Annotated in this window: 10 protein-coding genes, 1 tRNA gene and 1 pseudogene; 11 read left to right on the top strand and 1 reads right to left on the bottom strand. The window is 68.4% G+C overall.

Features of this window, described 5'->3' with window-relative positions:
• From tuf to LW587_RS06305, 8 genes and pseudogenes are all read left to right on the top strand, one after another.
• Positions 1 to 123: pseudogene (gene tuf, locus LW587_RS06340) on the top strand (elongation factor Tu); the annotation flags it as partial.
• A 455-nt stretch (positions 124 to 578) separates the two neighbouring features.
• A tRNA-Trp gene (locus LW587_RS06335) sits at positions 579 to 655 on the top strand.
• 161 nt (positions 656 to 816) lie between these two features.
• Positions 817 to 1119: a preprotein translocase subunit SecE gene (secE, locus tag LW587_RS06330; RefSeq protein ID WP_232628743.1), complete on the top strand. Its 303-nt coding sequence runs from the start codon at positions 817 to 819 to the stop codon at positions 1117 to 1119.
• A 58-nt stretch (positions 1120 to 1177) separates the two neighbouring features.
• Positions 1178 to 1711 carry a transcription termination/antitermination protein NusG gene (gene nusG / locus LW587_RS06325; protein ID WP_183569066.1) on the top strand — a complete coding sequence of 178 codons (534 nt, stop codon included), beginning with the start codon at positions 1178 to 1180 and terminating at the stop codon, positions 1709 to 1711.
• Between the two features lie 352 nt (positions 1712 to 2063).
• Positions 2064 to 2513 carry a 50S ribosomal protein L11 gene (gene rplK, locus LW587_RS06320; protein ID WP_232628742.1) on the top strand — a complete coding sequence of 150 codons (450 nt, stop codon included), beginning with the start codon at positions 2064 to 2066 and terminating at the stop codon, positions 2511 to 2513.
• Positions 2514 to 2525: 12 nt separating this feature from the next.
• Positions 2526 to 3224 (top strand): 50S ribosomal protein L1, encoded by a 699-nt coding sequence (rplA, locus tag LW587_RS06315; RefSeq protein ID WP_232628741.1) that lies wholly within the window; start codon positions 2526 to 2528, stop codon positions 3222 to 3224.
• A gap of 224 nt (positions 3225 to 3448) precedes the next feature.
• Positions 3449 to 5179, top strand: coding sequence for a sensor histidine kinase (locus LW587_RS06310; protein ID WP_232628740.1), 1731 nt, complete (start codon positions 3449 to 3451; stop codon positions 5177 to 5179).
• Between the two features lie 48 nt (positions 5180 to 5227).
• Positions 5228 to 6871, top strand: a complete 1644-nt coding sequence (locus LW587_RS06305) for a B12-binding domain-containing radical SAM protein (protein WP_232628739.1) — start codon at positions 5228 to 5230, stop codon at positions 6869 to 6871.
• Between the two features lie 49 nt (positions 6872 to 6920).
• Here LW587_RS06305 and LW587_RS06300 read toward each other — a convergent pair whose 3' ends face one another.
• Complete coding sequence (locus LW587_RS06300) at positions 6921 to 7169, bottom strand: hypothetical protein (RefSeq protein ID WP_232628738.1); 249 nt, start codon at positions 7167 to 7169, stop codon at positions 6921 to 6923.
• Between the two features lie 554 nt (positions 7170 to 7723).
• On the opposite strand from LW587_RS06300, the gene rplJ reads away from it, so the two are divergent.
• The 3 genes from rplJ to rpoB all read left to right on the top strand — a co-directional run bounded on the left by rplJ (position 7724) and on the right by rpoB (position 13071).
• A complete protein-coding gene (rplJ, locus tag LW587_RS06295) occupies positions 7724 to 8242 on the top strand; it encodes a 50S ribosomal protein L10 (protein WP_232628737.1) in 519 nt (172 codons plus the stop codon).
• Positions 8243 to 8302: 60 nt separating this feature from the next.
• Positions 8303 to 8680, top strand: coding sequence for a 50S ribosomal protein L7/L12 (gene rplL / locus LW587_RS06290; RefSeq protein WP_056237544.1), 378 nt, complete (start codon positions 8303 to 8305; stop codon positions 8678 to 8680).
• Between the two features lie 260 nt (positions 8681 to 8940).
• Positions 8941 to 13071: a DNA-directed RNA polymerase subunit beta gene (gene rpoB / locus LW587_RS06285; RefSeq protein WP_232628736.1), complete on the top strand. Its 4131-nt coding sequence runs from the start codon at positions 8941 to 8943 to the stop codon at positions 13069 to 13071.
• The last annotated feature ends 55 nt before the right edge of the window (positions 13072 to 13126 follow it).

Genomic DNA, 13126 nt, shown 5'->3' with positions numbered 1-13126 from the left:
GACAACGTGACCATGGACGTCGTGCTGATCGTGCCGGTGGCCATGGAAGAGAAGCTGCGCTTCGCCATCCGCGAGGGCGGACGCACCGTCGGTGCCGGCGTCGTCGCCGCCATCAACGACTGATCGTGGGGGATCGGGCGCGCGGCTCCGCGCGCGCCTTCCCGTTCAGGATTGGAAGGGGCCGGCTTCGCGCCGGCCCCTTTCTTTTCATCGCCAGAATCCGGACGACAGCAGGCCCCTGAGCGTGTCCCCACGCTCATGCGCATCTCGCGGCAGGCATCCCGCGCCACGGGCCCAGGAAACCCGCGAGGGTCCGCCCGCCGCTCCGCGGCCCGCACCCGCTTCGATCGGGATCGCCCTCGTTTCCCGGGCTGGGGCGCGGTCGAGACGCTCGGGACGTCCGCCATGCCCTCTCCGACGGCGTCTCTGTTCGGCTCCAGGCCCGGCAGCGCCGACGGCGGTCATCAGAATCAACGCCAACCCCGTGAAACCGGATTCGAGACCCTGGACCGTGTCACGAGCGGACTTGCGTCCGCGCGCGGCTTGCGGCATGACGCGAGCCGCGCCCGAGGCGCCGTAGGAGTGTAGCTCAACTGGTCAGAGCACCGGTCTCCAAAACCGGGGGTTGGGGGTTCGAGTCCCTCCACTCCTGCCACGGGCGCTTCCTTTCCCACCGAACACGGCCCATCGACAAGCCGCAGCACTTGCGCTAGAGCGGGCCCATTCCGAGATCGTCAGACACCGTCGGTGCTGGGCTGAAAAGTCCGCGCACCGCGATCGACGGTTCCCGGAGCTTTTCCCGGTCTCAGTTGCGCCATGGCATCGAACGAAGCGACCAAGAAAGCCGAAGCGGCGCGCGGAGCCGCCCGCGGGACGCCGCCCGCGGCGCCCCAGCGCCCGGTGCCGCCCGCGCGTCCCGCGCCCAAGCGCACCGGTCCGGTGGAGTTCTTCGGCGAGGTCCGCGACGAGGGCCGCAAGGTCACGTGGCCGAGCCGCAAGGAGACCACCATCACCACCGTGATGGTGTTCATCATGGTCGTGGTCGCGAGCCTGTTCTTCGTCGCCGTCGATCAGGTGCTGCGCGTCGGCGTCGGCCTGATCCTGGGCATCGGCGCCTGAAATCCGGGCGCCTGAATTTGACGGTCGTCCCCCGGACGCCGAGGAGTTGAGAAGACCCGTGTCGAAGCGCTGGTACATCGTCCACGCCTACTCGAACTTCGAGAATAAGGTCGCCCAGTCCATCAAGGATCAGGCGGCCCAGCGCGGGCTGACCGAACTCTTCGACGAGGTCATGGTCCCGACCGAAAAGGTCACCGAGGTGCGCCGCGGCCGCAAGGTCGAGGCCGAACGCAAGTTCTTTCCCGGCTACGTGCTGGTGAAGTGCGACCTGACCGACGAGGTCTACCACCTCATCAAGAACACCCCGAAGGTCACCGGCTTCCTCGGCGCCGACAAGGCCAAGCCCGTGCCGATCCCGGACGCCGAGGCCGAGCGGATCAAGGGCCAGGTGCAGGAGGGCGTCGAGCGTCCCAAGCACACGGTCTCCTTCGAGATCGGCGAGACGGTGCGCGTCGCCGACGGCCCCTTCGCGAGCTTCAACGGCACCGTCGAGGAAATCGACGAGGCCCGCTCCCGCCTCAAGGTCGCGGTCTCGATCTTCGGCCGCGCCACCCCGGTCGAGCTCGAATACGCGCAGGTCGAGAAGGCCTGACGCCGTGACCCTCGGGACGGCCGCGTCCCAGTACAGCCTGTACGGAGGGGCCGCCGTCCATCTCGCCGTGGCCGGCGCGTTCCTTTGGTGTGTGGGCGCCTTTTTCTGGCGCCTTTTCACGGGCCGGATGAGCCTGCGAGACTTTCCCGAGCGTCACGGTTGGTGGCTCCGACTGTGGTACTCGCTCCGAAATCCGGCTCTGCCGGATGAGCCCCCGCCCAAAGCGGGGCCCCCTCCGCGGGAGATCCGCCCGGCTTCGCCCCCGGGATCGACGGATCGCACCGCGACCTGCAACCGCCCGTCCGACCGTGCCTAGGCAGCGCGGGGACGCGCAACACTTGGGAGCAGTCCCATGGCGAAGAAGATCACGGGCTACGTGAAGCTTCAGGTCCCGGCCGGCGCCGCCAATCCGTCGCCGCCGATCGGCCCCGCGCTCGGTCAGCGCGGCCTCAACATCATGGAATTCTGCAAGGCCTTCAACGCGAAGACCGCGCAGATGGAGAAGGGCACCCCGATCCCGGTGATCATCACCGCGTATCAGGACCGCTCCTTCACCTTCGAGATGAAGCAGCCCCCGGTCACCTTCTTCCTCAAGAAGGCGGTCGGCCTGAAGATCGGCAAGAAGCCGGCCTCCGGCTCCAAGACCCCGGGCAAGGGCCCGACCGTCGGCAAGATCACCGAGGCGCAGCTTCGCGAGATCGCCGAGAAGAAGATGCCCGACCTCAACTGCGACAGCGTCGAATCGGCCGTCGCGATGATCCGTGGCTCCGCGCGAGCCATGGGCCTCGAAGTCGTCGCGTAAGGGGAGGGCATCATGGCACGCGAAGGAAAGCGCATCCGCGCCGCCCGCGAGGGTCTGGAGCCGACCAAGCTCTACGGCATCGACGAGGCGATCAAGCTGGTGAAGGCCAAGGCCAACGCCAAGTTCGACGAGACCGTCGAGATCTCGATGAATCTCGGCGTCGACCCGCGCCACGCCGACCAGATGGTCCGCGGCGTCTGCAATCTGCCGAACGGCTCCGGCCGGACGGTCCGCGTGGCGGTGTTCGCCCGCGGCGCCAAGGCGGACGACGCCAAGGCGGCGGGTGCCGACATCGTCGGCGCCGAAGACCTCCTGGAGATCGTCCAGGGCGGCAAGATCGAGTTCGACCGCTGCATCGCGACCCCGGACCTGATGCCGCTCGTCGGCCGTCTCGGCAAGGTGCTGGGCCCGCGCGGCCTGATGCCGAACCCGAAGGTCGGCACCGTCACCATGGACGTGAAGGGTGCGGTCGCCGCCGCCAAGGGCGGCGCCGTCGAGTTCCGCGTCGAGAAGGCCGGCATCATCCATGCCGGCATCGGCAAGGTGTCCTTCGACGAGCAGAAGCTCGTCGAGAACATCAAGGCCTTCGCCGACGCGGTCGCCAAGGCCAAGCCGACGGGCGCGAAGGGCACCTACATCCAGCGCATCGCCGTCACCTCGACGATGGGCCCGGGCGTGAAGGTCGAGCCCTCGACCGTGCTCACCGCCTGATCGATCCGCGCGCCGGATCGTCCAGAATGGGGGCGCCCTGCCGAGAGGCCGGGCGCCCCTTTCCGTTTCGGATGCAGGCCGCGGTTGCCACGCGCCCGCGATTTGCTAACCCATAGGCCCGGGGCCTCGGCCCCATTCGGGACGGTCGCCGGTCGACCGGCGGAGCGACCCGCGATGAGAGGGGCCGTCACGCTCGGCTTGGGGCCAGAGGCGCGGGGCGAACCGTGACGCTGACGGGCCGGATCCTGCTGCTCGTGCTGCTGGCGCTCGCCCCGGCCGTGGCCGTCCAAATCTACAACGAGCAGGCCCTGCGCGCCTCCCGCACCGATGCGGTGCGGGCCGCGGCCCTACGGGGCGCGCAAGGGATCGCCGCCGACCTCAACGACTTCGCCGACGGCGCCCGCCAGACCCTCGACATCCTGGCCGAGGAACCCGCCATCCAGAACCGGGACGCCCGCGCCTGCGGCACCTTCCTCGCTGCCGTCGCCGAGCGGATCACCGGGGCTCGGATCATCGTCGTGACCGATCGGGACGGCAGCCTCGTCTGCAACAGCCGCGGGGCCGCCCCCGGGGCCTATTCCCTGGCCGACCGGGGCTACTTCAAGCGGGCGATGGCGACCGGCAGTTCGGCCATCGGCGAATACGTGATCGGCCGCGGCACCGGCCAGCCCACGATCCAGTTCGCCCATCCGCTGCACGACGCGTCCGGCGCCATCAACGGGTTGATCAATCTCGGCTACGATCCGGAATGGCTCGGCCGCCGCCTCGGCCAGGCCGGCCTGCCCCGCGACGCGACCATCACCGTGACGGACCGCAACGGCACCGTGCTGGTGCGCCTGCCCGATTCGGCCGCCTGGCTCGGGCGCCCGGTTCCGGCGGGCTTCGCCGCCGGGCTCGAACGCACCCTCGAGGGCGGCGGGGTCGCGGAGACGCCAGGCCTGCGTGGGGTCATGCGCATCACCGGCGTGGTGCGGCCGGAAGGCGCCCTCGACGGCATCACCGTGGCGGTGGGCCTGAGCCGCGACCTCGCCTTCGCCGATATCGACGCGGCGACGCAGCGCGGCGCGGTGCTGATCGCGATCGGAACCCTCATCGCCGTGCTGGCGGCGCTCTGGGGCGGACGGCGCTTCATCCGCGGCCCCGTCCGCCAGCTTCTGGACGCGGCGCGGGCCTGGAGCGCCGGCGATCTCGGCGTCCGCTCGGGGCTGACCGGCACCTCCGAGTTCGGCCAGCTCGGCCGCGCCTTCGACCGGATGGCCGCCGACCTCCAGCGCCACGAGGAGAGCCTGAAGGCCGAGCTCTCCCGCAGCCAGGCGCTCCAGGAGCAGCAGGTCACCATGCTGCACGAGCTGAACCACCGGGTGAAGAACACCCTCGCCACGGTGCAGTCCCTGGCCCGCCAGTCCCGCGGCGGCGAGGAGCAGGTGGTGCAGCTGGAGAACCGCATCGTCGCGCTCTCCAAGACCCATGACCTGCTCACCCGTCGCGACTGGACCCGCGCACCCCTGCGGCAGGTCTTGGAGAACGAGCTGTCGCCCTACCGCGCGGGCGCCGACCACGTCATCCTCACGGGCGAGGAGGTGGATCTGCCGCCGCGCTACGTGCTGGCGCTCGGCATGACCGCCCACGAGCTCACCACCAACGCGGCCAAATACGGCGCCCTCTCCACCGACGAGGGCCGCGTCAGCGTCGCCTGGGGGGTGAGCCGGGGCGAGTCGGGCGCCCGGCGGCTGCGCATCGAGTGGCGCGAATCCGGCGGACCGCCGGTGGCGCCGCCCCGGCGCCGGGGCTTCGGCAGCCGCCTCATCACCGGCGGCATCGCGCGGGAACTCGACGGCGAGGTGCGACTCGCCTTCGAACCCGATGGGCTGCGCTGCACGATCGACGTGCCCCTGGAATGCGAGGCGGCGTCGTTTTCCCTCTTCGCGGACACATCACGTCGCACCGCAACGTGACGTGCGAGGGGGGACGCCAAGCCCCGCGGCTGTGCTAGAGTGATCGCCATGCGTTGCACCCTTCCCATCTCGTCCCACCGGCGCATCCTGTGCGTCTTCCCCGCCTACACGCCGTCCTTCGGGACGTTCTCACACGCTTACCCGCTCATGGGCGGCGTGAAGGCCTTCATGCCGCCCCAGGGTCTCCTCGTCATCGCGGCCTACATGCCCGAGACCTGGGAGAGCCGCTTCATCGACGAGAACATCAAGCCGGCCACCCGCGAAGACTTCGCCTGGGCCGATGCGGTGTTCGTGTCGGGGATGCACATCCAGGAGGGCCAGATCCACGACATCGGCCGGCGGGCGCATGCCGCCGGCAAGGTCGCGGTGCTCGGCGGCCCCTCCGTCTCCGGGGCCCCGGAGAAATACCCGGATTTCGACTACCTGCATGTCGGCGAGATCGGCGACGCCACCGACCGCCTCATCGAGATCCTCGACCGCGACCTGTCGCGGCCCGACAGCCAGGTGGTCCTCGACACCAAGGATCGGCTGGCGCTCTCCGACTTCCCGGCGCCCGCCTACGAGGCGGTGCCGCTCAAGCGCTACCTGATCGGCTCCCTGCAATTCTCGTCGGGCTGCCCCTATCGCTGCGAGTTCTGCGACATTCCGCAGCTCTACGGGCGCCAGCCGCGGCTCAAATCGCCGGAGCAGATGTGCGGCGAGCTCGACGCGATCATCAGCCAGCCGGGCCATCCGGCGGTGGTCTACTTCGTCGACGACAACTTCATCGCCAACCGCAAGGCCACCCGCGAGATGCTGCCGCATCTGGTGGAATGGCAGAAGCGGAACAACTACCCGCTCCAGTTCGCCTGCGAGGCGACCCTGAACATGGCCAAGCAGCCCGAGATCCTCGAGCTGATGCGGCAGGCCAACTTCATGACCGTGTTCGTCGGCATCGAGACGCCGGAGGCGGAGGCGCTCAAGGGGATCGACAAGACCCACAACGCCGCCGTGCCGATGTACGAGGCGATCGAGACGCTGAATTCCTACGGGCTGGAGGTGACCTCCGGCATCATCCTCGGGCTCGATTCCGACAGCGACCAGTCGGAGCAGAACCTAATCGACTTCATCGACCGCTCGGCGATTCCGGTGCTGACGATCAACCTGCTCCAGGCGCTGCCGAAGACGCCGCTTTGGGACCGGCTCGCGCGCGAGGGCCGGCTGCTGCACGACGCGAGCCTCGAATCGAACGTGCTGTTCAAGCGGCCCCACGACACGGTGGTGGCGAGCTGGCGCCGGGCCATCGCCCACGCCTACGCGCCGGAGCATCTGTTCGAGCGCTTCAAGCACCAGTGCGACGTGACCTACGGCAACCGCATCGTCACGCCGACCGCGGGCAAGCTCACGGTCACCAACCTCCGCCGCGGCCTGATCCTCGGCTTCAACATCATCACCCGGGTGGGGCTGTTCTCGGATTACCGCCTGCCGTTCTGGCGGGCGGCGGGCCATGCGCTCCGCAAGGGGCAGATCGAGGCGGTGTTCAACATGGGCTTCGTCGCCCACCACCTGATCCGCTTCACCCGCGAGGCTTTGCGCGGCGAGCACAACGCCTCGTTCTACGCCGCCAAGGCCGCCGAACAGGAGGCCGCGCGCGCGCGCAGCTGGTGGGAGAACGCCCGGCGGCGGTTCAATCCGGAGCGGGAGGCGGCGTGAGGCCTTGAGGCTGGGGACGGTGCAGGGGGAGGGGCCAGCGGCCCGAGGATCAGGGCGACCGTCCCTCCGCCAGCCCCTCGGCCAGCACCTCCGCCTTCACGTCCCACAGATAGCTCGTCAGCCGCGCCCGGGCGGCCGGATCGGCGCATTGCACCCAGAAGCTCGCGCCGCGCACCTCCGTGCCCAGGGCCCGCAGGATCGCCTCCGCCGGGCCGGCCGCGGCCCGCTCCGACGGGCTGGCAAGATGCCGCAGGCCGCTCGGCGTGGCGATGACGATGGCGACGGTGGCGGGCGGCATCGGGGAGGGTACTCCTCTCGTCACGACCCGGGAAAGCGAAGCGATGCCGCAGCCATGCAAGCCGCTTGCCTGCGACGGAAAAGTCGCGGGTCGGGACTTGGCAGGCGGCTTGCACGCCGCTATAGACCCCCCTCCTAACCATTCACCCACGGATCAAGGGATCGGCCGATCGGTCGGTTTCCACGCGAGATGCCGTTCGGGCGACCGAACGGTGATGGCCGGAAGGATTTCGGGGCGGGCAGCCGCTTCGAGAGCCGTTTCCGGCCATGTCCTGTCCGAGACTGCAGGCGCCGGGCAACCGGCTTAATCGGCGACAGCCTGCACAGACGGGGAAGACCGAATTTTCTCAATCCTCGCTTCGGGGCCGCCAGGCACCGGGGAGGGGCATCGGTTTGAACCAATCTCACCTGCGAGGGGCCCCCGGGCGCTTCAAGGGGACAGGGCCGTGAGACGTCGCCCAAGCGACGGACCCGGCTTCCCAGCCGGCTTCCGTTCCGGGCGGCATGTGCAACCGGCGGACCTGCCTCAGGTTCCGCCAACCGGAGAGAGCACCAGTGGACAGGACAGCTAAAGCTGATCTCGTCTCGACGCTCAACGGCGTGTTCTCCAAGAACGCCGTGGTCGTCGTGGCCCACTACAAGGGCCTCACGGTCGCCGACATGCAGAAGCTGCGCTCGCAGATGAAGCAGGCCGGCGCCACCGTGAAGGTCGCCAAGAACCGGCTCGCCAGCATCGCTCTCGATGGCACGGACGTCGCCTCCATCAAGCCCCTCCTGAAGGGCCCGACCCTGCTCGCCTATTCGAGCGACCCGGTCGCGGCCGCCAAGGTTGCGGTGGATTTCGCCAAGACGAACGACAAGCTCGTGATTCTCGGCGGCGCCATGGGAACGACAGCCCTGAACCCGGACGGCGTGAAGGCCCTCGCCTCGCTCCCGTCCCTCGACGAACTGCGCGGCAAGCTCGTGGGCCTCATCCAGGCTCCCGCGACCAAGATCGCCCAGGTTGTCAACGCGCCGGCGGCCAAGCTCGCCCGCGTGTTCGGGGCCTATGCCACGAAGGACGAGGCGGCCTGAGCCGTTTCATCCCCTCGCAAAACCATTCGTTCAAACCGATATACCTGAAGGAACACGCACATGGCTGATCTCGCCAAGATCGTCGAGGACCTCTCCTCGCTGACCGTTCTCGAGGCCGCCGAGCTCGCCAAGCTCCTCGAGGAGAAGTGGGGCGTCTCCGCTGCGGCCGCCGTCGCCGTCGCTGGCCCGGCCGGTGGTGGCGCCGCTGCCGCCCCCGTCGAGGAGCAGACCGAGTTCACGGTCGTGCTCGCCGGCGCCGGCGACAAGAAGATCGAGGTCATCAAGGAGGTCCGCGCGATCACCGGCCTCGGCCTCAAGGAGGCCAAGGACCTCGTCGAGGGAGCGCCCAAGCCCGTCAAGGAAGGCGCGACCAAGGACGAGGCCGAGAAGCTCAAGGCCCAGCTCGAGAAGGCCGGCGCCAAGGTCGAGCTCAAGTAAGACAAGGATGGGCCGTCTCCGGCCCATCACCGCACGGGAGGCTCGGACGAGCCTTCCGTGACCGGAGCCCGCGGGTCCTCGCCCGCGGGCTAAGGTCGCTTCAACGGCAAGCGATCGGCGGACCCCGGCTCAGGTCCGCGTGAGGGCGGGAATTTTTGATACGGGGCAGGCGGTCCGGCGGGACGCGCCTGCCGGCCCGGCGCGGGAAGCGGACGCTTTCCCCGGGCAACCAGGACGCGGGAATGGTGGAGCGAGGTCTCATGGCCAATACGCTGGTCGGTCGCAAGCGCATTCGCAAGTTCTTCGGAAAGATCCGGGAAGTCGCCGAGATGCCGAACCTCATCGAGGTTCAAAAGGCGTCCTACGACCAGTTCCTGATGGTGGACGAGCCCGAGGGCGGGCGCGGCGACGAGGGGCTGCAGAGCGTCTTCAAGTCGGTGTTCCCGATCTCCGACTTCGCCTCCACGGCCCTGCTCGAATTCGTGCGCTACACCTTCGAGGCGCCGAAATACGACGTCGACGAGTGCCGCCAGCGCGGCATCACCTTCGCGGCCCCGCTCAAGGTGACCCTGCGGCTCATCGTGTTCGATGTGGACCCGGATACCGGCGCCAAGTCCGTCAAGGACATCAAGGAGCAGGACGTCTACATGGGCGACATGCCGCTCATGACGGACAACGGCACCTTCATCGTCAACGGCACCGAGCGCGTCATCGTCTCGCAGATGCACCGCTCGCCGGGCGTGTTCTTCGACCACGACAAGGGCAAGACGCACTCCTCGGGCAAGCTGCTGTTCGCCGCCCGCATCATCCCCTACCGGGGCTCCTGGCTCGACGTCGAGTTCGACGCCAAGGACATCGTGCACGTGCGCATCGACCGTAAGCGCAAGCTGCCGGTCACCTCGCTGCTGTTCGCGCTGGGTCTCGACGGCGAGGAGATCCTCTCGACCTTCTACAACCGCGTGGACTACGTCCGCGACGGCGCCGATTGGCGCGTGCCGTTCGACGCCGAGCGGCTGAAGGGCTTCAAGGCCTCCGTCGACCTGATCGACGCCGATTCCGGCGAGGTCGTGCTCGAGGCCGGCAAGAAGCTCAACGCCCGCAATGCCCGCCTGATCGGCGAGAAGGGCACCAAGTTCCTGCGCGCCTCCGATGAGGATCTGGTCGGCCAGTACATCGCCGAGGACCTCGTCAACATGAAGACGGGCGAGATCTGGGCCGAGTCCGGCGACGAGATTTCCGAGAAGCTGCTCAAGGCCCTCGACGATGTCGGCGTCACCGAGCTTCCGGTGCTCGACATCGACCACGTCAATGTCGGTCCCTACATCCGCAACACCCTGGCGGTGGACAAGAATTCCGGCCGCGAGGGCGCGCTGTTCGATATCTACCGGGTCATGCGCCCGGGCGAGCCGCCGACCCTCGACACCGCGGAAGCGATGTTCCACTCGCTGTTCTTCGATTCCGAGCGCTACGACCTCTCGGCGGTCGGCCGCGTGAAGATGAACATGCGCCTCGACCTCGATGCCGCCGACACCGTGCGGACGCTCCGCAAGGAGGACATGCTCGCGGTCGTCAAGGCGCTCGTCGACCTGCGCGACGGCAAGGGCGAGATCGACGACATCGACCATCTCGGCAACCGCCGCGTCCGCTCGGTCGGCGAGCTGATGGAGAACCAGTACCGGCTGGGCCTCCTGCGGATGGAGCGTGCCATCAAGGAGCGCATGTCGTCGGTCGATATCGACACGGTGATGCCGCAGGACCTCATCAACGCGAAGCCCGCGGCGGCCGCGGTACGCGAGTTCTTCGGCTCGTCGCAGCTGTCGCAGTTCATGGACCAGACCAACCCGCTCTCCGAGGTGACGCACAAGCGCCGCCTGTCGGCGCTCGGCCCGGGCGGTCTGACCCGCGAGCGCGCCGGCTTCGAGGTGCGCGACGTGCACCCGACCCATTACGGCCGCATCTGCCCGATCGAGACGCCCGAGGGTCCGAATATCGGCCTCATCAACTCGCTCGCGACCTTCGCGCGCGTGAACAAGTACGGCTTCATCGAGACGCCGTTCCGCCGGGTGAAGGAGGGCGTCGTCACCAACGACGTGTCGTACCTCTCGGCGATGGAGGAGGCGAAGTACTACGTCGCCCAGGCCAATGCCGGCATGGACGAGAACCGCAAGCTCACCGACGACCTCGTGGTCTGCCGCCGCGCGGGTGAGGTCATCGTGGTCGCCCCCGACCGCGTCGATCTCATGGACGTGAGCCCGAAGCAGCTCGTCTCGGTCGCCGCGGCGCTGATCCCGTTCCTCGAGAACGACGACGCCAACCGCGCGCTCATGGGCTCGAACATGCAGCGCCAGGCGGTGCCGCTGGTGCGCGCCGACGCGCCCTTCGTCGGCACCGGCATGGAGGCCGTGGTCGCCCGCGATTCCGGCGCCGCCATCGCGGCGCGGCGTTCCGGCATCGTCGATCAGGTGGACGCCACCCGTATCGTCATCCGCGCGACGGAGGAGACCGACCCGACCAAGCCCGGCGTCGACATCTACCGCCTGCAGAAGTTCCAGCGCTCGAACCAGTCGACCTGCATCACGCAGAAGCCGCTGGTGCGCGTCGGCGAACCGGTAAAGAAGGGCGAGATCATCGCCGACGGTCCCTCGACCGAGTTCGGTGAGCTCGCGCTCGGCCGCAACGTGCTCGTCGCGTTCATGCCCTGGAACGGCTACAACTTCGAGGACTCGATCCTGCTCTCCGAGCGGATCGTGAAGGATGACGTGTTCACCTCGATCCACATCGAGGAGTTCGAGGTGATGGCCCGCGACACCAAGCTGGGTCCGGAGGAGATCACCCGCGACATCCCGAACGTCTCCGAGGAGGCGCTCAAGAACCTCGACGAGGCCGGCATCGTCTATATCGGCGCCGAGGTCCACGCGGGCGACATCCTGGTCGGCAAGATCACGCCGAAGGGCGAAAGCCCGATGACGCCGGAGGAGAAGCTGCTCCGCGCCATCTTCGGCGAGAAGGCGTCGGACGTGCGCGACACCTCGCTGCGCGTGCCCCCGGGCGTGACCGGCACGATCGTCGAGGTGCGGGTCTTCAACCGCCACGGCGTCGACAAGGACGAGCGCGCCCAGGCCATCGAGCGCGAGGAGATCGAGCGTCTCGCCAAGGACCGCGACGACGAGCAGACCATCCTCGACCGCAACACCTATGCGCGTCTCGCCGACGTGCTGATCGGTCAGTCGCCGATCGCCGGCCCGAAGGGCTTCCGCAAGGACACCACCCTGACCCGCGAGATCATCAGCGAGTATCCCCGCTCGCAATGGTGGCAGTTCGCCGTCGTCGAAGATCGTCTGATGACGGAAATCGAGGCGATGCAGAAGCAGTACGACGAGTCGAAGAAGCGCCTCGAGCAGCGCTTCCTCGACAAGGTCGAGAAGCTGCAGCGCGGCGACGAGCTTCCGCCCGGCGTGATGAAGATGGTCAAGGTCTTCGTGGCGGTGAAGCGCAAGATCCAGCCCGGCGACAAGATGGCCGGCCGCCACGGCAACAAGGGCGTGGTCTCGCGGATCGTGCCGATCGAGGACATGCCGTTCCTCGAGGACGGGACGCATGCCGACATCGTGCTCAACCCGCTCGGCGTGCCCTCGCGCATGAACGTCGGTCAGATCCTCGAGACCCATCTGGGCTGGGCCGCGGCGGGCCTGGGCCGCAAGGTCGCCAAGGCGGTCGATGCCTACCTGAAGAACCAGGACATCGCGCCGCTGCGGACCGAGATGGAGGCGATCTACTCCCCCTCCGAGTTGGAGGGCCTGTCGGACGAGGACCTGGCGGAAGCCGGCAACAACGTCCGGCGCGGCGTGCCGATGGCGACCCCGGTCTTCAACGGCGCGAAGGAAGCCGATATCGAGACGATGCTGGAGATGGCCGGGCTCGACCGCTCGGCGCAGTCGACCCTCTATGACGGTCGCACCGGCGAGCCCTTCGACCGCAAGGTCACGATGGGCTACATCTACATGCTGAAGCTGCACCACCTCGTGGACGACAAGATCCACGCGCGCTCGATCGGCCCGTACTCCCTCGTCACCCAGCAGCCCCTGGGCGGCAAGGCGCAGTTCGGCGGACAGCGCTTCGGTGAGATGGAGGTCTGGGCGCTGGAGGCCTACGGCGCGGCCTACACGCTGCAGGAGATGCTCACGGTGAAGTCGGACGACGTGGCCGGCCGCACCAAGGTCTACGAGGCGATCGTCCGCGGCGACGACACGTTCGAGGCCGGCATCCCCGAATCCTTCAACGTGCTCGTCAAGGAGATGCGCTCGCTCGGCCTCAACGTCGAGCTGACGAACTCCAAGCAGCAGCAGGCGGCCAACGACCAGATCGAGCCGCCCGCGGACGCCGCCGAGTAACGAGCCGGATCACCTCCCGCGGCGGTGCCTCCTCCGAGGCGCCGCCGCGGTCGAG

The sequence above is a fragment of the Methylobacterium sp. Leaf118 genome, from assembly GCF_920984675.1.
Taxonomy (GTDB): Bacteria; Pseudomonadota; Alphaproteobacteria; order Rhizobiales; family Beijerinckiaceae; genus Methylobacterium.
This window is presented reverse-complemented; position numbering and strand designations above follow the sequence as displayed.